This is a genomic window from Citrobacter telavivensis, from assembly GCA_009363175.1.
Taxonomy (GTDB): Bacteria; Pseudomonadota; Gammaproteobacteria; order Enterobacterales; family Enterobacteriaceae; genus Citrobacter_A; species Citrobacter_A telavivensis.
The window spans coordinates 2,932,595-2,951,987 of sequence record CP045205.1 but is presented as its reverse complement, the minus strand read 5'-3'; the positions used below and the strand labels follow the sequence as shown (position 1 = coordinate 2,951,987).

Below are 19,393 nucleotides of genomic sequence, written 5' to 3'. Positions count from 1 at the left end.
CGCTTATCAGGCCTACAAAAGCGTTAACCGTTGTTATTGCGACCGCCAGCACGGCGACCGCCGCTCACCTGGCTGTGACGTTTCACCGCACGACGAATCTGATTCGCCTTCATGCGACGACGATCTTTCTCCACCGCCACTTTCGAGGTGGTTTCCGGCTCCAGTTCTACCAGTTCGCGCAGATAGTTGGTCTGCGCGAGATCCAGTTCCGTCCAGCCGCCGCGCGGCAGGCCTTTCGGCAGCGGAATATCACCATAGCGCACGCGGATCAGGCGGCTTACCTGCACGCCAACGGCTTCCCACAGGCGACGCACTTCACGGTTGCGCCCTTCGGTCAGGGTGACGTTGTACCACTGGTTGATCCCTTCACCACCGCTGAACTTGATGGTTTTAAACGCCGCCGGGCCATCTTCCAGTTGAACACCACGGCTCAGATCGCGCAGTTTAGCGTCGTCGACCTGGCCAAAGACGCGCACCGCGTATTCACGTTCAACTTCACGGCTCGGGTGCATCAAACGGTTCGCCAGTTCACCATCGGTGGTAAACAACAGCAGACCGCAGGTATTGACGTCCAGACGCCCTACCGCAATCCAGCGCGCGCCGCGCAGTTTCGGTAAGCGATCGAAGACGGTAGGACGACCTTCCGGATCGTTACGCGTACACAGTTCGCCTTCCGGCTTGTAATAGGCCAGAACGCGACAAATTTGTTCCGCCGACTCTTTCACCGAAATCAGGTGACCGTCGATACGAATTTTCAGACCGGGCGTCACTTCAACGCGATCGCCAAGCGTGGCGATTTTGCCGTCTACACTGACGCGACCTGCTGCAATGATGGATTCAATTTCACGGCGGGAGCCGTGGCCAGCACGCGCCAGCACTTTCTGTAACTTTTCGCTCATAGAGCTTCCTTTAGCTGTCGCCTTCACAGGCGTCGAACAGGAGAATCAACGGCGCTTCTCAGCGCCATTTTAAGGCCGCGTAGTATACAGAGTTGCGCCCTTATAAGAAAGGTTTAACGTCTCCGACACCTTCGCGCAAGACAACCGGGGAATCATCCGTTAAATCGATCACCGTCGTCGGCTGTTGGCCCAGATAGCCGCCGTGAATAATCAGGTCCACCTGTTTTTCCAGTCGGTCTTTAATTTCTTCCGGATCGGATTCGGTAAAATCACTGCCCGGCAACATCAGCGAGGTGGAGAGCATTGGCTCGCCCAGCGACTGCAACAGTTCAAGCGCGATCGGGTTCGACGGCACACGCAGACCGATGGTCTTACGTTTTTCCTGCAACAACCGACGCGGCACCTCTTTCGTCCCTTTCAGAATGAAAGTGTAATTGCCTGGCGTATTGTTCTTGATCAGACGAAAAGCCACGTTGTCGACAAACGAATAGGTCGACAGTTCGGACAAGTCGCGACACATCAGGGTGAAGTTGTGCCCATCCGGTAACTGGCGAATGCGGCAAATCCGCTCCATCGCGCCTTTGTCTTCAATTTTACAACCGAGCGCGTAACCGGAATCGGTTGGATACACAATCACCCCGCCCTTACGCACAATCTCAACCGCCTGGTTGATCAGGCGCTGCTGTGGGTTATCAGGATGGATATAAAAAAACTGGCTCATACTTCCCTCACTGTGGTGTTCTGCGGCTGCTCCCACGTCTGCCAGACGCCTTCAACGCCTGCCGGCAGCCAGAGCTTGCGGCCCAACTCGATCCACGGACAAGGCTGATGAAAATCAGATCCTTGCGATGCCCATAGCTGATGCTGGCGGGCAAGCGTGGCCAGTTGCGTGCGCTCATTGGGGGACTGTTGACACTGCGCAACTTCCATCGCATCACCGTGATGTTGCGCAAAATACGCCACCAGCCTTTTCAGCCACTTAGCGCTAAGATCGTACCGACCTGGATGAGCCAGTACGGCCTTACCGCCAGAATGATGAATGACATCAATAGCTTGTTCTATTGTACACCACTGTGGCGGAACGTATCCTGTTTTCCCGCGCGCGAGATACTTTTTAAAGACATCCGCCATGGTGGTCGCTTTGCCACACTCCACCAGGTAACGGGCAAAATGACCGCGGGTAACCGCACCGCCGTCGGCCAGGCGCAATGCGCCTTCCCACGCGCCAGTGATATGCGCTTTTTCCAGTCGGTCGGCGATGAGCCGCGCACGCTGCTGCCGTCGTTCCGTCTGTTGCGCCAGAAACGCGCACATCGCCGGATTTTCAATGTCGATGTTCAGACCCACAATATGAATTTCGTGATTCTCCCAGACCGTTGAGATCTCAACGCCGGGGATCAGGTTCAGCGCCAGGCCAGAACGTGAAATTTCTTCGCTTGCCGCAGGAATAGCGGCTGTGGTGTCATGGTCGGTAATCGCCAGCGTGCCAACGCGCATCTCGACGGCGCGGTGAACTAACGCTTCTGGCGTCAGTCGTCCATCGGATGCCGTTGTATGACTGTGCAGGTCATAAATCACTGCATAATTCGTGTCGCTCAAGGCGAACTCCCGTCTCTCAAAAATAATCTTTCCTGCGCATCATAACGGTTCCAGCAAATTTACTGAAATCAGGTGTTGACAATAACCCACCGAACTAGTTAACTAGTACGAAAGTTCACAAGCAAAAGGGTATCGAAATGAAAGCAACATTTGTTCTGCACGGTGGGTGGCGCACTTCCTGATTTCGGGCAGTGTATTTCGCGTGTAGATCGCCACCAGATACCCGGCCCGCCAACAGAGCGGGCTTTTTTTTGAACAAAATTAATGAGAACAACAATGCAGACATCAAAACCGACACTCGAACTCATTACCTGCGATGCCGCCTATCGTAAAAACCCGACGGAGTTGTTCCATCAGGTTTGCGGCGATCGTCCGGCAACGCTGCTGCTGGAATCGGCAGATATCGACAGCAAAGACGATCTCAAAAGCCTGTTGCTGGTGGATAGCGCGTTGCGCATTACCGCCGTCGGTGACACTGTCACCATTCAGGCCTTAACCGACAACGGTGCAGCGCTGCTGACGCTGCTGGATGCGGCATTGCCTGCCGGTGTTGAGAATGAACATCAGGAGTCGGGACGCGTGCTGCGTTTCCCGGCGGTCAGCCCGTTATTAGACGAGGACGCGCGTCTGTGCGCACTCTCTGTATTTGACGCCTTCCGCCTGCTGCAGGAGCTGGTCAACGTCCCGGCGCAGGAGCGCGAAGCGATGTTCTTCGGCGGCCTGTTTGCTTACGATCTGGTTGCCGGTTTTGAAGATTTACCGCAGCTTGAGGCAGGCAACCGCTGCCCGGACTACTGTTTCTATCTGGCGGAAACGCTGATGGTTATCGACCACCAGAAACAAAGCACCCGTATTCAGGCCAGTCTGTTCAGCGATAACGACGCCGAGAAACAGCGCCTCACCGCGCGACTGGCCCGTCTTAGCCAGCAACTGACGGAACCAGCACCGCCGCTGCCGGTCATTCCTGTGCCGCAGATGCGCTGCGAATGCAATCAGAGCGATGAAGAATTTGGCGCAGTGGTACGCTCAATGCAAAAAGCGATTCGTGCCGGGGAAATTTTCCAGGTCGTCCCGTCACGCCGCTTCTCTCTGCCCTGCCCGTCGCCGCTGGCGGCCTATTATGTGCTGAAGAAAAGCAATCCCAGCCCGTACATGTTCTTTATGCAGGACAATGATTTCACCCTGTTTGGCGCGTCGCCGGAAAGCTCGCTGAAATACGATGCCACCAGCCGTCAGATTGAAATCTACCCGATTGCCGGCACGCGTCCTCGCGGTCGTCGCGCCGACGGTTCGCTGGATCGTGACCTCGACAGCCGCATTGAGCTGGAGATGCGCACCGATCATAAAGAACTTTCCGAACACCTGATGCTGGTTGACCTGGCGCGTAACGATCTCGCCCGCATCTGTACGCCGGGCAGCCGCTATGTGGCTGACCTGACCAAGGTTGACCGTTATTCCTACGTCATGCACCTGGTTTCCCGCGTGGTCGGCGAACTGCGCAGCGATCTCGATGTACTGCACGCCTACCGCGCCTGCATGAATATGGGCACGCTCAGCGGCGCACCGAAAGTGCGGGCGATGCAGCTGATTGCTGAAGCCGAAGGTCGCCGACGCGGTAGCTACGGCGGTGCAGTCGGTTACTTCACCGCGCACGGCGATCTGGATACCTGCATTGTTATTCGTTCAGCCCTGGTGGAAGACGGTATCGCCACCGTCCAGGCCGGCGCCGGTATTGTGCTCGATTCTGTTCCCCAGTCCGAAGCCGACGAAACCCGTAATAAAGCGCGCGCGGTCCTGCGTGCCATTGCCACCGCGCACCACGCACAGGAGACTTTCTGATGGCTGATATTCTGCTGCTCGATAACATCGACTCATTTACCTATAACCTGGCAGATCAGCTGCGTACCAACGGTCACAACGTGGTGATTTACCGTAACCATATTCCGGCCCAGACCCTGATTGAGCGTCTGGCAACCATGAAGAACCCGGTTCTGGTCCTTTCTCCCGGCCCTGGCGTGCCCAGTGAAGCGGGCTGTATGCCGGAACTGCTGACGCGCCTGCGCGGTAAGCTGCCGATTATCGGCATCTGCCTGGGACATCAGGCGATTGTCGAAGCCTATGGCGGCTACGTCGGCCAGGCCGGCGAGATCCTGCACGGTAAGGCGTCCAGCATTGAACACGATGGACAGGCGATGTTTGCCGGTCTGACAAATCCGCTGCCGGTTGCACGCTATCATTCACTCATCGGCAGCAACGTTCCCGCAGGCCTGACCATTAACGCCCATTTTAACGGCATGGTGATGGCGGTACGTCACGACGCCGATCGCGTTTGCGGGTTACAGTTCCATCCGGAGTCCATTCTGACCACTCAGGGCGCACGCCTGCTTGAGCAGACGCTGGCCTGGGCGCAGCAGAAGCTGGAGCCGACCAATACGCTGCAGCCGATCCTCGAAAAACTGTATCAGGCGCAAACCCTGAGTCAGCAGGAGAGTCATCAGTTGTTCTCCGCCGTCGTGCGCGGCGAACTGAAGCCGGAACAGTTGGCTGCCGCTCTGGTCAGCATGAAAATTCGCGGTGAACATCCCAATGAAATTGCTGGTGCGGCAACCGCCTTACTGGAAAACGCCGCACCGTTCCCGCGCCCTGACTATCTGTTCGCCGATATTGTCGGTACCGGCGGTGACGGGAGTAACAGCATTAATATCTCAACCGCCAGCGCGTTTGTTGCTGCGGCGTGCGGCCTGAAGGTCGCTAAACACGGCAACCGCAGCGTCTCCAGTAAATCCGGTTCGTCAGACCTGCTGGCCGCCTTCGGCATCAATCTCGATATGAATGCCGACAGATCGCGTCAGGCGCTGGACGACCTGGGCGTCTGCTTCCTGTTTGCACCGAAATACCACACTGGTTTCCGCCACGCGATGCCGGTACGTCAGCAGTTGAAAACCCGTACGCTGTTCAACGTGCTGGGGCCATTGATTAACCCGGCGCACCCGCCGCTGGCGCTGATTGGCGTCTACAGCCCGGAACTGGTTCTGCCGATTGCCGAAACCCTGCGGGTGCTGGGTTACCAGCGTGCTGCGGTCGTGCACAGCGGCGGAATGGATGAAGTCTCCCTGCATGCGCCGACCATTGTGGCGGAGCTGCATGACGGCGAGATCAAAAGCTATCAGTTGACGGCGGACGACTTCGGCCTGACCCCTTACCATCAGGAACAGCTGGCAGGCGGTACGCCGGAAGAAAACCGTGACATTCTGACACGCTTACTACAAGGTAAAGGTGACGCCGCCCACGAGGCTGCCGTTGCCGCAAACGTCGCAATGTTGATGCGACTGCATGGTGAAGAAGATCTCAAGGCTAATGCGCAAACCGTTCTCGAGGTATTGCACAGTGGTTCCGCTTATGACCGAGTCACCGCTCTGGCGGCAAGAGGATAAATGATGCAAACCGTTTTAGCGAAAATCGTCGCAGACAAGGCGATTTGGGTGGAAGCCCGCAAACAGCAACAACCGTTGACCCGTTTTCAGAACGATGTCCAGCCCAGCACGCGTCATTTTTATGATGCCTTACAGGGCGCGCGTACGGCTTTTATTCTGGAGTGCAAGAAAGCCTCTCCATCCAAAGGCGTGATCCGCGATGATTTCGACCCGGCGCGGATTGCCGGAATATACAAACATTACGCCTCCGCCATTTCCGTTCTGACCGACGAGAAGTATTTTCAGGGCAGTTTTGATTTCCTGCCGATCGTGAGCAGCATCGCGCCGCAGCCGATTCTGTGTAAGGACTTTATTATCGACCCTTACCAAATCTACCTTGCGCGCCACTATCAGGCTGACGCCTGCCTGCTGATGCTTTCCGTTCTCGACGACGAGCAGTATCGCCATCTTTCTACCGTAGCGCACAGCCTGAACATGGGCGTGCTAACGGAAGTCAGTAATGAGGCCGAACTGGAGCGCGCCATTGCGCTGGGTGCGAAAGTGGTCGGGATTAACAACCGCGACCTGCGCGACCTGTCGATTGATTTGAATCGTACCCGTCAACTGGCACCGAAACTGGGTCAGGGCGTGACGGTGATTAGCGAGTCGGGGATCAATACCTACGCCCAGATCCGCGAGCTGAGCCACTTTGCCAATGGTTTCCTGATTGGTTCCGCGCTGATGTCCTCTGACGATCTCAACGCCGCAGTGCGTCGCGTTCTGCTTGGCGAGAATAAGGTCTGTGGCCTGACGCGTCCGGAAGATGCCAAAGCCGCCTGCGAATCTGGCGCGATTTATGGCGGACTGATCTTTGTCCCTTCTTCTCCACGCTTTGTCAGCGATGAGCAGGCCCGCGCGGTGCAGTCCGCCGCCCCGCTGCAATACGTCGGCGTGTTCCGCAACCATGATATTGCCGACGTCTGCGAAAAAGCGGTGCAGCTTTCGCTGAAAGCCGTACAACTGCATGGCCGTGAAGATCAGGCGTACGTTGACGCCCTGCGCGCCGCGCTGCCTGAAAACGTACAGATCTGGAAAGCGCTGAGCGTCGGTGACACCCTCCCGGCCCGCGATTATCAGCACGTTAACAAGTACGTGCTGGATAACGGCCAGGGCGGCAGCGGTCAGCGTTTCGACTGGTCGTTACTGCTGGGTCAGTCGCTGGACAATGTGTTACTGGCAGGCGGTCTTGGCGCGGATAACTGCGTCGATGCGGCAAAAACCGGCTGTGCCGGTCTCGATTTTAATTCTGGTGTAGAGTCACAGCCGGGCATCAAAGATGCACGCCTTCTGGCCTCGGTATTTCAGACACTGCGCGCATATTAAGGAAAAGGACATGACAACATTACTCAATCCCTATTTTGGTGAATTCGGTGGCATGTATGTGCCGCAGATTCTGATGCCTGCTCTGCGTCAACTGGAAGACGCGTTCGTCAGTGCGCAAAAAGATCCCGAGTTTCAGGCCCAGTTTACTGACCTGCTGAAGAACTACGCGGGACGTCCCACCGCGCTGACCAAATGTCAGAACATCACCGCCGGAACCCGCACCACGCTGTACCTGAAGCGCGAAGATCTGCTGCACGGCGGCGCACATAAAACTAACCAGGTGTTAGGTCAGGCGTTACTGGCAAAACGCATGGGCAAAACAGAGATTATTGCCGAAACCGGTGCGGGACAGCACGGCGTCGCCTCTGCCCTCGCCAGCGCCCTGCTCGGTCTGAAATGCCGTATCTACATGGGGGCAAAAGACGTTGAGCGCCAGTCGCCGAACGTCTTCCGTATGCGCCTGATGGGTGCCGAAGTGATTCCGGTCTATAGCGGTTCGGCCACGTTGAAAGATGCCTGTAACGAAGCGCTACGCGACTGGTCTGGCAGTTACGAAACCGCGCACTACATGCTGGGTACCGCTGCGGGTCCGCACCCGTTCCCGACCATCGTACGTGAATTCCAGCGCATGATTGGCGAAGAAACCAAAGCGCAGATCCTCGAAAAAGAGGGTCGCCTGCCGGATGCGGTGATCGCCTGCGTGGGCGGCGGTTCTAACGCCATCGGGATGTTTGCCGATTTCATCAATGAACCCGACGTGGGATTGATCGGCGTGGAGCCGGGCGGTCACGGAATTGAAACCGGTGAACACGGTGCGCCGTTGAAGCACGGTCGCGTTGGGATCTATTTCGGCATGAAAGCGCCGATGATGCAGACCGATGAGGGCCAGATCGAGGAATCCTACTCCATCTCCGCGGGTCTCGACTTCCCGTCCGTTGGGCCACAGCATGCGTATCTGAACAGCATCGGGCGCGCCGACTACGTGTCGATCACCGATGACGAGGCGCTGGAAGCGTTTAAAACACTCTGCCTGCACGAAGGCATCATTCCGGCGCTCGAGTCGTCGCACGCCCTGGCCCACGCGCTGAAAATGATGCGCGAGAACCCGGAAAAAGAGCAACTGCTGGTGGTTAACCTTTCCGGACGCGGTGACAAAGACATTTTCACGGTACACGATATTCTGAAAGCGCGAGGGGAAATCTGATGGAACGCTATGAAAGCCTGTTTGCTCAACTCAACGATCGCAAGGAAGGAGCCTTTGTTCCCTTCGTGACCCTCGGCGACCCGGGCGTTGAGCAGTCACTGAAAATTATCGATGCCCTGATTGAGGCGGGTGCGGATGCGCTGGAGTTAGGGATCCCCTTCTCCGATCCGCTCGCCGATGGCCCGACCATTCAGAGCGCCACGCTGCGTGCATTTGCTGCTGGCGTTACGCCGACCCGCTGTTTTGAGATGCTGGCAGCCATCCGTGAAAAACACCCGACCATTCCAATTGGCCTGCTGATGTATGCGAACCTGGTGTTCAGCAAGGGCATTGACGCGTTTTACGCACAGTGTGAAAAGGTCGGCGTCGACTCCGTGCTGGTCGCCGACGTCCCCATTGAAGAGTCTGCGCCATTCCGCCAGGCCGCGCTGCGCCACAACGTTGCGCCGATCTTCATCTGTCCGCCGAATGCCGATGATGACCTGCTGCGCCAGATTGCCTCGCATGGCCGGGGTTATACCTATCTGCTGTCGCGGGCAGGCGTGACTGGCGCTGAAAACCGCGCCGCGCTGCCGCTACATCATCTGGTAGAGAAGCTGAAAGAGTACAATGCAGCACCATCTTTGCAGGGGTTTGGCATTTCGGCACCGGATCAGGTTTCCGCCGCCATTGACGCGGGTGCCGCTGGCGCGATCTCCGGTTCTGCGATCGTCAAAATCATTGAGAAGAACGTTGAGCAACCTGAGCAGATGCTCGCAGAGCTGAAGACATTCGTCAGCGGGTTAAAAGCCGCCACTCGCCGGTAATTTCCCAGGACCGCCAGACACCATCTGGCGGTCTTATCCTTTGGTCTGCTTCATTTTATACATCTCGCCATCCGCAAACTGAATGGCATCATCAATCCCCTCAGTCACTTCTGCTGCGCCCCAGGAAATGGAGAGCGGTACCTGCTTATCCTGCACGATAAACTGATACTCATTGATTTGGCGGGCGATACGTTCTGCGATGGCGACCGCATCGGCAGTTTTCGCATGATACAGCACGATCACAAACTCATCCCCACCGGTACGAATCACCAGATCGTCACTGGTACGGGTGTTGGACAACATCCGGTTGGCAATGACCTGTAGCGCTCTGTCGCCAGCAACATGCCCCCAGGTATCGTTAATCGCTTTGAATTTATTGCAATCAACCAGTACCACCGAACTGTTTGAGAGATCCCGCCGCTTGATGATGTCGAGAATTTTACGGTTGAAGCAGCCCGTCAACGAGTCGATGTAGATTTTCAGATCGCTCTCATTCAGCCAGGATTTTAATCCCATCATGATCAGCACAAAGAAGAACGGAGCCATCAGGATCAGCAGTCCCGCCTGGGTGTCATGCATCGCAAACCCGCTGAGCGAGATGGCGTAGTGAATCACATACTTTTCAGAGAGCACCTTAAAACGGATTTCCGGGCGACGCTGACAGTCCCCCGACAGACAAAGCGATTGCTGATTCAGGGTATTCACCAGCGAAACGTTCAACCCGTGCGGCACCTGCCGATCAAAGGCATCGCGTAATGCTTCCTGAAGCTCCGGCCTCGCATGGTCGTAAACCAGATAGCCCACGATATGGTCGGAAATCTCATTGCCGGAGAGGTCATAAATATAGCTCACGACGCTGAAGGCTTTCTCATCCGTGATTTTATCGTCATAAAAATCCGTGGAGCTCAATGCTTTCGTTTTGACACTCTTTTCGAGCAGACGGGTATAAAAATCGACGGGAGGAAGAAAGAAGCTGGAAATATTTCGCGCCATCTTCGACGTGAGATAATCAAACGCTTTAGCATCCGCAGGCGTAAACCAGTAAAAATAGCTCGCATCATCGGCGATAATATAGCGATGAGCATCGAAATTACCCGGATTGAGCGCATTCACCCTGCTGCGAATAAACTCAGCGGCGGCAAACATGCACAGCGCGTTGACGGTCCGCTCACGCGCCACCATCGCTCACGATGCGGAGTGAATGCGTTTGCTGTCGGCGTTAATACCCCAGGCTTCCCCGCGGGGAGTAAATTGTGACATCTCACCGCACTGGCCGGCGGTTTTAATCTGCCGGTAGCGCACACCGGTGGCATCCGCGATCATTTCATTATCATTAAAGATATCGAGCATCCGCGTTTGCAGGCGGTTCATCCCTTCATTAACCGCCGCCAGTCGCTGTTCATAGATAATGAACAGGAAAAGCGACGTAAAAAGCAGCGTGATCAACGCTGAAATAATAAGTGCCTGTCTGTTTCGTAAACTGTCCTGCACAATTTTCACCAAGGCACCCTGGGCATCAACACGCTGTTATCACTACGGTATTCGATTTTACCTGTGCAGTACAGGTCAGAACGGCTAATCATCCCCTTCTGTCAGATAACCTGCATGGCAGTTGCTCAAGCGTCGCGATTTTTTGTTCCAGCAAAAACGGCGTTAATTTCATGATGCGATACTTACAATGCATGCCTATCAGAAAAGATAGCAGGTCTGTACACGGTGCATAAAAAAAGCGGGCTGAAGGCGCCCGCTTTTAACCGTTGTGACCGTTTTTTTAGAAACGGTAGCCCGCCGAGAACATAAACACCCACGGATCGAGGCGGATATTGTCGTTGTATCGACCTTCAGGCAGCACCGCGCCGTTAGATTTGTATTTGGCTTCGGTATCAATATCCATATACCAAACAGACATGTTAATCAGCCAGTCACGGTTGATGAGGTAATCGAGACCTACCTGGCCTGCCACACCCCATGAATCTTTCAGACTGAGATCGGATAGCCCAGCATCCTGACCGTCGTCATTAAATTTGGTATCGAAGAATGTGGTGTAGTTAACACCAGCACCAATATACGGACGCAGTTTGCTGCTGGAGTCGCCGAAATACCACTGCGCCATCAGGGTTGGCGGCAGATGGTGAACGGTGGCGATATCACCGGTCGCCTGCGTACCCACCTTATGGCGGAATGGCGTTGCCGCCAGCAGTTCAACACCGATGTTATCGGTCGCCATGTAAGTGAATGTCAGACCCAACTGTGTGTTGTTGCTGACGTTAAAGCCACCTAAATGACCTAAAGTCCCGTCCGCGCCTTCCGTCGGTCTTACCGTTGCCGAACCGGCGCGAATGAAGAACTCGCCAGCTTCATGCGCATAAACGCTGCCAGAGAGAAGAGTACTTACTGCCAATGCCGCCACTGTTAACTTTTTCATACCCGCTCCATCGTTATGGTTATAAATGCGTCACGAATATACCTACATTGGAGTAATAAGTGATCTAACCTGGATCACATTAGGCTGCATAATTTAACATTTATTGATCCAGATTAAGTTAGAAGTAGCATTCAAAATCCTGGTTATTCCTGTTCAGATCAATTTTGTAATATTTTCAATCTGAAAGTATTTTCTTATTTTTTGCGGGAACGACGTCATCACGTTGTGGATTTGTTGTTCAAATTACTCTGGCTTTACAAAGATATGCTTTTCCATACACCCCTTGATGCTGCCACTGCACGGTTATCCAGGGTACAATTGCACGCTTAACAACACCTGCAGAACTCAAGGAGAGTGCATGTCTATCACGGCGCAGTCCGTATACCGTGACACCGGGAATTTTTTCCGTAATCAATTTTTAACCATCCTCCTGATCTCGCTACTGTGCGCGCTCATCACGGTGGTATTAGGGCATGCCTTCTCACCCAGCGATGCGCAGATTGCACAGTTGAGTGAAGGGGATAATCTTGCGGGAAGCGTGGGCTTGTTCGAACTGGTGCAAAACATGACGCCGGAACAGCAGCAGATCCTGTTGCGCGCCTCTGCGGCCTCCACGTTTTCAGGACTGATCGGTAATACCGTGATGGCCGGTGGCGTACTGCTGATGATTCAGTTGATTTCAGCGGGTCATCGCGTCAGTGCCCTGCGTGCTATCGGTGCCAGTGCGCCGATTCTGCCGCGCCTGTTCATCCTGATTTTGCTGACGACCTTGCTGGTACAACTCGGGATTATGCTGGTGGTGGTGCCCGGCATCCTGTTGGCTATTCTGCTGGCGCTTGCCCCAATCATGCTGGTGCAGGATAAAATGGGTATATTCACCGCGATGCGCAACAGTATGCGTCTGGCGTGGTCTAATATGCGACTGGTCGCCCCGGCGGTCATGGGCTGGCTGCTGGCAAAAACGCTGTTGCTGCTGTTTGCCTCCAGCTTTGCTGCATTTGACCCTAACGTTGGCGCCGTTATCGCGAATACGTTGAGCAATCTGATCTCCGCCGTATTGCTCATCTACCTGTTTCGTCTGTATATGTTGATTCGCCAATAACCCTGTCTGCGTCGCCGGCAGAAATGCCCGACGCCTTTGATTACGGAATCGAAGAATGAAGCAGTTTCTTGATTTTTTACCGCTGGTTGTCTTCTTTGTCTTTTACAAAGTGTATGACATCTATGCGGCCACCTCGGCGCTCATTGTCGCAACGGCGATCGTGCTCATCTACAGTTGGGTTCGCTATCGTAAAGTTGAGAAAATGGCGCTGATCACCTTTGTGCTGGTTGCCGTGTTCGGTGGTCTGACTATCTTCTTCCATAACGATGAATTTATTAAATGGAAGGTGACCGTAATTTACGGCCTGTTTGCGGGTGCGTTACTGGTAAGCCAGTGGATCATGAAAAAACCGCTGATCCAGCGCATGCTGGGTAAAGAACTGACGCTTCCGCAACCGGTCTGGTCGAAGCTCAACCTCGCGTGGGCTATCTTCTTTATCCTGTGTGGACTTGCCAATATCTACATTGCATTCTGGCTGCCGCAAAATATCTGGGTGAACTTTAAAGTGTTCGGCCTCACTGCACTGACGCTGATCTTTACCCTGCTGAGCGGCGTCTATATCTATCGTCATCTCCCGCAAGAAGACAAATCGTAAACGTCCATCAGACCAGGCCTTCGGGCCTGGTTTTGCTTTCTGCACATTCCCTGCCGTACCTACCCTAAATTGCATGAATCATGAAGATATTATGGAGATTGCCTTCACAATATTGTAATGAGAATGGTTATCATTGATATTCCTTATCGCATTTTTAACAATATGGATGTCAGTTGATGAATACGATAACAAAAATCTCGCCGCGCCCTCTGGCGCTTTTGATTGCCACAGCATTAAGCGGAAATGCATTCGCTGCAGACGAAGTCATGAACGACGGCGAAACGATGGTCGTCCAGGCCACCGCCGAAGAAGCCCTCAAACAACAACCCGGTGTTTCTATCATCACCGCCAAAGACATTGAAAAATCCCCGCCGGTCAACGATCTCTCCGATATCATTCGCACCATGCCAGGCGTGAACCTGACAGGCAACAGCGCCAGCGGGAGCCGGGGCAATAATCGTCAGATTGACATTCGCGGCATGGGGCCGGAAAACACGCTGATCCTGATTGACGGCGTACCGGTCACTTCACGCAATTCCGTACGCTATAGCTGGCGCGGCGAGCGCGATACGCGTGGCGACACGAACTGGGTACCTGCGGAGATGGTCGAACGTATTGAAGTCCTGCGCGGCCCGGCGGCGGCGCGTTACGGTTCTGGTGCGGCAGGCGGCGTGGTAAATATCATCACCAAACAGCCGACGAACGACTGGCATGGCTCGCTGTCTCTTTATACCAATCAGCCTGAGAACAGCAAAGAAGGCGCCACCAAACGTGCGAACTTCAATCTGAGCGGCCCGCTCATTGATGACATTCTCACCATGCGCCTGTACGGCAATATCAATAAAACCGATGCCGATGCGGCGGATATTAATACCCAGCAAAATGGATCCTATGCCGCAGGACGTGAAGGGGTGCGCAATAAAGACATCAACGCCCTGCTCTCCTGGAAACTGACGCCACAGCAAATTGTTGATTTTGACTACAGCTACAGCCGTCAGGGCAATATCTATGCCGGAGATACGCAGTACAGCAACAGCAACGTCAGTCCTGACGGGTTAGTCAGTTCGCTCTATGGTGACGAAACCAACCGGATGTATCGCCAGTCATGGGGGCTGACGCATAACGGCATCTGGGACTGGGGACAGTCTAAATTTGGCGTGTATTACGAAAAAACCAACAATACCCGGATGCAGGAAGGCTCGACCGGTAGAGTGGAAGGGATGATCAATAACACTGAATACGCCACCAGCCGCCTGGAATCTTATCGTTCTTCCGGAGAACTCAACATCCCGCTTTTCTGGCTGGTTGATCAAACCCTGACGCTGGGTGCGGAATGGAACCGTGATGAACTTAACGACCCGGCATCGATGCAGGCTACCAGCGCATCCGGTGTGCAGATTGGCAATGTCTCCGGTGACGCGTCCAGCCGCAGCACCAAAAATAGCGCCACGCTTACCGGTATCTATCTTGAAGATAATATCGAAGCGCGGCCGGGCACAGATATTATTCCGGGGATCCGTTTTGACTATCACGACGAATTTGGCAGCAACTGGAGCCCCAGTCTGAATATGTCGCAGGAACTGGGCAATCTGTTCAAACTGAAAGCCGGGATTGCGCGCGTCTTTAAAGCGCCAAACCTGTACCAATCCAGCGAGGGATATTTGCTCTCCACGCGCGGCAACGGTTGCCCGAATAATATCGCCACTGGCAGCTGTTATCTGCTGGGTAATCCGGATCTGGACCCGGAAATCAGTATCAACAAAGAAATCGGCCTTGAATTTACTTACTCAGGCTGGGATGCGGGAATCACCTGGTTCCGTAACGATTATAAAAACAAGATCGTCTCCGGGACCGATATTATCGGTTACGCTTCCAACGGGAATAATATCCTGCAATGGGAAAATGGCGGCAAAGCGATTGTTGAAGGCCTGGAAGGCAACGTGGTGATTCCGCTGGTACCGGAGACGTTAAACTGGCGCACCAACGCGACGTATATGATCAAATCCGAGAACAAGGACACCGGTAACCCGCTCTCTGTGATCCCCAAATACACCATCAATACCCTGCTCGACTGGCAGGTGAATGATAAGTTGTCCACCCAGTTACAGTGGACGCAGTATGGTCGACAAAAACCACGCGAGTACGCTGAAACGCGTAACGAAACGGGTGCCATGTCGGATAAAGAGATTGGCGCTTATGCGATTGTTGGTCTCGGTGCCAACTACCAGATGACGAAAAACCTGCGTCTGAACGCCGGGATCAGTAACCTGTTCGACAAGCAAATCTATCGTGAAAACGACGGAGCCTCCACGTATAACGAACCCGGGCGCGCTTACTATGCAGGCGTGACGATGTCATTCTAATCTCTCAAACGCCCGCCTCGCGGGCGTTTCCCCTCTGTTCTCCGTGCTAAAATCATAGTAGCATCGCGCCTGAAATTTCTTTCTACAGTCGGTTTTACAATGACAACAACAACTCACGCCCCACAGGGCGAACTGGTTTTACGCACACTGGCTATGCCTGCCGATACCAATGCGAACGGTGATATTTTTGGCGGCTGGCTGATGTCGCAGATGGATATTGGCGGTGCCATTCAGGCCAAGGAGATTGCCCATGGTCGCGTGGTGACCGTCCGCGTGGAAGGAATGAGCTTTCTGCGCCCGGTCGCAGTCGGCGACGTCGTGTGCTGCTATGCCCGCTGCGTGAAGCGTGGGACCACTTCCGTCAGTATCAATATTGAAGTCTGGGTGAAGAAAGTGGCGTCTGAGCCGATTGGCCAGCGCTACAAAGCGACAGAAGCGTTGTTCATCTACGTCGCGGTGGATCCGGACGGTAAACCCCGCCCGCTTCCGGCGCAATAAGCACAAAAAAGCCTCCGCTCTGGAGGCTTCTTTTTTTCCTGCGTCACAATCACTCGATTTGCGTGGTGCCGTTCAGGCGGAAGACAATATTCACGACCAACCCTGAGCCCGGTTTTCCGGCCTCATAGCGCCATCTGCGCATCGCATTTTTCACTTCACGTTCAAACATGTTGGCCGGTTGCGCTGACACGATTTGTACGTTATCTACCCGACCGTCAGACGTGACGTCAAATTTCACTTTTACCCGCCCCTCAATGCGCAATGCCTGGGCTCGCGCCGGATACTGCGGCTGATTGCGCGTCAACGCACGCGGACCTGCCGGAACGCTCACCGTCGGCTTGCTGGTCGCCGGTGCGGTACTGGTCGTCGGACGCGCAGGCGCGGTATTCTCAAACGGTGACGTCTGGCGCGGCTCGGCAGGTTTAACATCACGCTTCGGCTGCTCCTGCACCTTTTTCACCGGCTTCGGTTTTGGCTTAGGTTTAGGCTTCGGCTTCTCGATAATAACCGGAGCCTCTTTAGGCGGTTCGGGAATCGGCTCAGGTTCAGGCTCGACCACCGGTTCCGGCGGCGGCTGAACCGCCTGTGGCGGTTCCAGGTCGGCTGGCGAAACCATCGTTACGGAGATAGGCTGCGCAGGGGCTGGCAGTTCAATAACCTGATGTACTGAGGTATACAAGAGTCCCGCCACTAAAGCGCCATGAATGCCAACGGAAAGTAACGTCGGCCAGGGAAAGCGACGAGGTAAATCAAGGGTCATTGAAGTCATAATCGTTTCAGTTGAAAAACCAGGCCTCGATTTTAAATGCAAATAGCAATCATATTCAATAAGCCATCGACATAAGCGCCATTTTTATCCTGTCAATTCCCTGACAACTGCACGGCCTTAACAAGGTTGTCATCTTTGCGTTGCAGTAAAGAGACCTTTCAAATAACGTATTTAGCACTTTTACCGACCAAGGAGCCCTATCCGTGCTTTATGTCATCTACGCGCAAGATAATCAAAACTCACTTGAAAAGCGTCTTTCCGTCCGCCCCGCTCATCTGGCGCGACTGCAGTTGCTCCACGACGAAGGACGTCTCCTGACCGCGGGCCCAATGCCTGCTGTCGATAGCAACGATCCGGGTGCGGCAGGTTTTACCGGCTCCACGGTTATTGCTGAATTTGACTCACTGGAAGAGGCGAAATCCTGGGCGGAGGCCGACCCCTATGTCGCCGCCGGGGTTTACGCGCAGGTTTCGGTGAAACCCTTCAAGAAGACGTTCTGAAAGACGTGTTCATTGGGCACCGCATGCGGTGCCCTGTTCACTCAGAGGTTGTGGATCGCAAACAACAGCGAATTACGCTGCTGATTCAGGACACACTTTCTGATTGAGTGGATGCGCATATTCCGACGCGACTGCCCCTCAAGCCAACGCGCTTTACGGCGACTGGCCTGACGCAGCATCCGCCAGCGCCCCACTTCCGTTCTACTCCGCTTCATGATACCTACTCTTACAGTGCTAGAATTGGCATTATACCCCCCGCAGACAGGCAGGCTAGCGCTTTTGCCGTGTTTTTATTTGCCAGATTAATCATGACGCGTAAACTCATAACAATACGCTTTCAAAAGGATTTTTAATCTATGACAACCTTCTACACGGTGGTGAGTTGGCTGGTCATTCTGGGCTACTGGGTGCTCATTGCCTGTGTAACATTACGTATTTTAATGAAACGCCGTGCGGTTCCCTCCGCGATGGCCTGGCTGTTGATCATTTACATTCTGCCGTTGGTCGGAATTATTGCTTATTTATCCTTCGGGGAACTCCATTTAGGCAAACGCCGGGCCGAGCGCGCCCGCGCAATGTGGCCGTCCACCGCGAAGTGGCTGAACGATCTCAAAGCCTGCAAACACATCTTTGCCGAGGAGAACAGCAGCGTTGCCGCTTCGCTGTTCAAACTCTGTGAGCGCCGCCAGGGCATCGCTGGCGTCAAGGGCAACCAACTTCAGTTGCTCACCGATTCTGATGATGTGATGCAGGCGCTAATCCGCGATATCCAGCTCGCGCGACATAACATCGAGATGGTGTTCTATATCTGGCAACCCGGCGGCATGGCGGATCAGGTTGCGGAATCTCTGATGGCTGCCGCACGACGCGGGATCCATTGCCGCTTGATGCTCGACTCTGCCGGCAGCGTCGCCTTCTTCCGCAGTCCCTGGGCAGCAATGATGCGCAACGCCGGTATCGAAGTGGTTGAGGCGCTGAAGGTCAATCTGTTCCGTGTGTTCCTGCGCCGTATGGACCTGCGTCAACACCGTAAAATGGTAATGATCGACAACTATATTGCCTATACCGGCAGCATGAATATGGTTGACCCGCGCTTTTTCAAACAGGATGCGGGAGTGGGTCAATGGGTGGATCTGATGGCGCGAATGGAAGGTCCGGTCGCCACCGCGATGGGCATCGTCTATTCCTGCGACTGGGAGATTGAAACCGGCAAACGGATCCTGCCTCCGCCGCCGGACGTCAACATCATGCCGTTCGAAGAGGCCAGCGGACACACCATTCATACCATCGCGTCTGGCCCAGGCTTTCCGGAAGATCTGATACACCAGGCGCTACTGACTGCGGCCTATTCGGCGCGTGAATATTTGATCATGACCACCCCCTATTTCGTGCCGAGCGACGATTTACTGCACGCCATCTGTACGGCGGCGCAGCGCGGGGTGGACGTCAGCATTATTCTGCCGCGCAAGAATGATTCGCTGTTGGTCGGCTGGGCCAGCCGCGCCTTCTTTACCGAACTGCTGGCGGCAGGAGTGAAAATCTATCAGTTTGAAGGCGGTCTGCTGCATACCAAGAGCGTACTGGTCGATGGTGAACTCAGTCTGGTCGGGACCGTGAACCTCGACATGCGCAGCCTGTGGCTTAACTTTGAGATCACACTGGTCATTGATGACGTCGGATTCGGCGGCGATCTGGCTGCCGTGCAGGACGATTACATCTCCCGTTCCCGGCTGCTGGACGCGAGTTTGTGGGTAAAACGGCCACTCTGGCAGCGGATCACCGAGCGACTGTTTTACTTCTTCAGCCCGTTGCTGTAAAACGTGCCCAAGAGACGGTA

Annotated in this window: 17 protein-coding genes, 2 pseudogenes and 1 other annotated feature; of the genes and pseudogenes, 12 read left to right on the top strand and 7 right to left on the bottom strand. The window is 54.5% G+C overall.

Annotation, left to right across the window (positions count from 1 at the left end; genetic code table 11):
- Positions 1-23: 23 nt before the first annotated feature.
- From rluB to GBC03_16415, 3 genes are all read right to left on the bottom strand, one after another.
- Positions 24-899, bottom strand: a complete 876-nt coding sequence (gene rluB / locus GBC03_16425) for a 23S rRNA pseudouridine(2605) synthase RluB (GenBank protein ID QFS71672.1) — start codon at positions 897-899, stop codon at positions 24-26.
- 100 nt (positions 900-999) lie between these two features.
- Positions 1,000-1,620 carry a threonylcarbamoyl-AMP synthase gene (locus GBC03_16420; GenBank protein ID QFS71671.1) on the bottom strand — a complete coding sequence of 207 codons (621 nt, stop codon included), beginning with the start codon at positions 1,618-1,620 and terminating at the stop codon, positions 1,000-1,002.
- Complete coding sequence (locus GBC03_16415; GenBank protein ID QFS71670.1) at positions 1,617-2,498, bottom strand: 5'-3' exoribonuclease; 882 nt, start codon at positions 2,496-2,498, stop codon at positions 1,617-1,619. The genes GBC03_16420 and GBC03_16415 overlap by 4 nt, the downstream gene beginning before the upstream one ends.
- A 158-nt stretch (positions 2,499-2,656) precedes the next feature.
- Positions 2,657-2,751, top strand: a sequence feature (Trp leader region).
- Positions 2,752-2,774: 23 nt separating this feature from the next.
- Here GBC03_16415 and GBC03_16410 point away from each other — a divergent pair.
- From GBC03_16410 to trpA, 5 genes are read left to right on the top strand one after another with little or no spacing between them, the layout of a single operon-like run.
- A complete protein-coding gene (locus GBC03_16410; protein QFS71669.1) occupies positions 2,775-4,337 on the top strand; it encodes an anthranilate synthase component 1 in 1,563 nt (520 codons plus the stop codon).
- A complete protein-coding gene (gene trpD / locus GBC03_16405; GenBank protein ID QFS71668.1) occupies positions 4,337-5,932 on the top strand; it encodes a bifunctional anthranilate synthase glutamate amidotransferase component TrpG/anthranilate phosphoribosyltransferase TrpD in 1,596 nt (531 codons plus the stop codon). Before GBC03_16410 ends, trpD begins: the two co-directional genes overlap by 1 nt.
- A 3-nt stretch (positions 5,933-5,935) precedes the next feature.
- Positions 5,936-7,294 carry a bifunctional indole-3-glycerol-phosphate synthase TrpC/phosphoribosylanthranilate isomerase TrpF gene (gene trpCF / locus GBC03_16400; GenBank protein ID QFS74033.1) on the top strand — a complete coding sequence of 453 codons (1,359 nt, stop codon included), beginning with the start codon at positions 5,936-5,938 and terminating at the stop codon, positions 7,292-7,294.
- Between the two features lie 10 nt (positions 7,295-7,304).
- The gene (trpB, locus tag GBC03_16395) at positions 7,305-8,498 is read left to right on the top strand and encodes a tryptophan synthase subunit beta (protein ID QFS71667.1); all 1,194 of its coding nucleotides are present in this window, start codon (positions 7,305-7,307) and stop codon (positions 8,496-8,498) included.
- Complete coding sequence (gene trpA, locus GBC03_16390; protein QFS71666.1) at positions 8,498-9,304, top strand: tryptophan synthase subunit alpha; 807 nt, start codon at positions 8,498-8,500, stop codon at positions 9,302-9,304. The genes trpB and trpA overlap by 1 nt, the downstream gene beginning before the upstream one ends.
- Before the next feature lie 33 nt (positions 9,305-9,337).
- Here trpA and GBC03_16385 read toward each other — a convergent pair.
- A pseudogene (locus GBC03_16385) lies at positions 9,338-10,804 on the bottom strand (diguanylate cyclase).
- A gap of 271 nt (positions 10,805-11,075) precedes the next feature.
- On the bottom strand, positions 11,076-11,729 hold the full coding sequence (ompW, locus tag GBC03_16380; GenBank protein QFS71665.1) for an outer membrane protein OmpW: 654 nt from the start codon (positions 11,727-11,729) through the stop codon (positions 11,076-11,078).
- A gap of 252 nt (positions 11,730-11,981) precedes the next feature.
- Between ompW and GBC03_16375 the strand changes: the two are divergent.
- The 5 genes and pseudogenes from GBC03_16375 to yciA all read left to right on the top strand — a co-directional run bounded on the left by GBC03_16375 (position 11,982) and on the right by yciA (position 16,287).
- Positions 11,982-12,059 (top strand): annotated as a pseudogene (locus tag GBC03_16375) (YkgJ family cysteine cluster protein).
- A 28-nt stretch (positions 12,060-12,087) separates the two neighbouring features.
- A complete protein-coding gene (locus tag GBC03_16370; protein ID QFS71664.1) occupies positions 12,088-12,831 on the top strand; it encodes a UPF0259 family protein in 744 nt (247 codons plus the stop codon).
- Between the two features lie 55 nt (positions 12,832-12,886).
- Complete coding sequence (locus GBC03_16365) at positions 12,887-13,426, top strand: septation protein A (GenBank protein ID QFS71663.1); 540 nt, start codon at positions 12,887-12,889, stop codon at positions 13,424-13,426.
- 176 nt (positions 13,427-13,602) lie between these two features.
- The gene (locus GBC03_16360; GenBank protein QFS71662.1) at positions 13,603-15,789 is read left to right on the top strand and encodes a TonB-dependent siderophore receptor; all 2,187 of its coding nucleotides are present in this window, start codon (positions 13,603-13,605) and stop codon (positions 15,787-15,789) included.
- Between the two features lie 99 nt (positions 15,790-15,888).
- Positions 15,889-16,287 (top strand): acyl-CoA thioester hydrolase YciA, encoded by a 399-nt coding sequence (gene yciA / locus GBC03_16355; protein QFS71661.1) that lies wholly within the window; start codon positions 15,889-15,891, stop codon positions 16,285-16,287.
- Positions 16,288-16,336: 49 nt separating this feature from the next.
- Here yciA and tonB read toward each other — a convergent pair whose 3' ends face one another.
- On the bottom strand, positions 16,337-17,047 hold the full coding sequence (gene tonB, locus GBC03_16350; protein QFS74032.1) for a TonB system transport protein TonB: 711 nt from the start codon (positions 17,045-17,047) through the stop codon (positions 16,337-16,339).
- A gap of 212 nt (positions 17,048-17,259) precedes the next feature.
- Here tonB and GBC03_16345 point away from each other — a divergent pair, with 212 nt between their 5' ends.
- Positions 17,260-17,556: a YciI family protein gene (locus GBC03_16345; protein ID QFS71660.1), complete on the top strand. Its 297-nt coding sequence runs from the start codon at positions 17,260-17,262 to the stop codon at positions 17,554-17,556.
- Between the two features lie 41 nt (positions 17,557-17,597).
- Here the strand turns inward: GBC03_16345 and GBC03_16340 are convergent, their stop codons facing one another.
- Positions 17,598-17,771, bottom strand: coding sequence for a YciY family protein (locus GBC03_16340; GenBank protein ID QFS71659.1), 174 nt, complete (start codon positions 17,769-17,771; stop codon positions 17,598-17,600).
- A 141-nt stretch (positions 17,772-17,912) separates the two neighbouring features.
- Between GBC03_16340 and cls the strand changes: the two genes are divergently transcribed.
- Positions 17,913-19,373, top strand: coding sequence for a cardiolipin synthase (gene cls, locus GBC03_16335; protein QFS71658.1), 1,461 nt, complete (start codon positions 17,913-17,915; stop codon positions 19,371-19,373).
- Positions 19,374-19,393 lie beyond the last annotated feature (20 nt).

What these genes read in the sequence shown, in the direction of transcription:
- GBC03_16410 (QFS71669.1), top strand. Translation starts at nt 2,775, where the DNA reads ATGCAGACATCAAAACCGACACTCGAACTCATTACCTGCGATGCCGCC.
- GBC03_16365 (QFS71663.1), top strand. Translation starts at nt 12,887, where the DNA reads ATGAAGCAGTTTCTTGATTTTTTACCGCTGGTTGTCTTCTTTGTCTTT.
- GBC03_16360 (QFS71662.1), top strand. Translation starts at nt 13,603, where the DNA reads ATGAATACGATAACAAAAATCTCGCCGCGCCCTCTGGCGCTTTTGATT.
- cls (QFS71658.1), top strand. Translation starts at nt 17,913, where the DNA reads ATGACAACCTTCTACACGGTGGTGAGTTGGCTGGTCATTCTGGGCTAC.
- GBC03_16420 (QFS71671.1), bottom strand. Translation starts at nt 1,620, where the DNA reads ATGAGCCAGTTTTTTTATATCCATCCTGATAACCCACAGCAGCGCCTG.
- rluB (QFS71672.1), bottom strand. Translation starts at nt 899, where the DNA reads ATGAGCGAAAAGTTACAGAAAGTGCTGGCGCGTGCTGGCCACGGCTCC.
- GBC03_16340 (QFS71659.1), bottom strand. Translation starts at nt 17,771, where the DNA reads ATGAAGCGGAGTAGAACGGAAGTGGGGCGCTGGCGGATGCTGCGTCAG.
- yciA (QFS71661.1), top strand. Translation starts at nt 15,889, where the DNA reads ATGACAACAACAACTCACGCCCCACAGGGCGAACTGGTTTTACGCACA.
- ompW (QFS71665.1), bottom strand. Translation starts at nt 11,729, where the DNA reads ATGAAAAAGTTAACAGTGGCGGCATTGGCAGTAAGTACTCTTCTCTCT.
- trpCF (QFS74033.1), top strand. Translation starts at nt 5,936, where the DNA reads ATGCAAACCGTTTTAGCGAAAATCGTCGCAGACAAGGCGATTTGGGTG.
- trpD (QFS71668.1), top strand. Translation starts at nt 4,337, where the DNA reads ATGGCTGATATTCTGCTGCTCGATAACATCGACTCATTTACCTATAAC.
- GBC03_16370 (QFS71664.1), top strand. Translation starts at nt 12,088, where the DNA reads ATGTCTATCACGGCGCAGTCCGTATACCGTGACACCGGGAATTTTTTC.
- trpA (QFS71666.1), top strand. Translation starts at nt 8,498, where the DNA reads ATGGAACGCTATGAAAGCCTGTTTGCTCAACTCAACGATCGCAAGGAA.
- tonB (QFS74032.1), bottom strand. Translation starts at nt 17,047, where the DNA reads ATGACCCTTGATTTACCTCGTCGCTTTCCCTGGCCGACGTTACTTTCC.
- trpB (QFS71667.1), top strand. Translation starts at nt 7,305, where the DNA reads ATGACAACATTACTCAATCCCTATTTTGGTGAATTCGGTGGCATGTAT.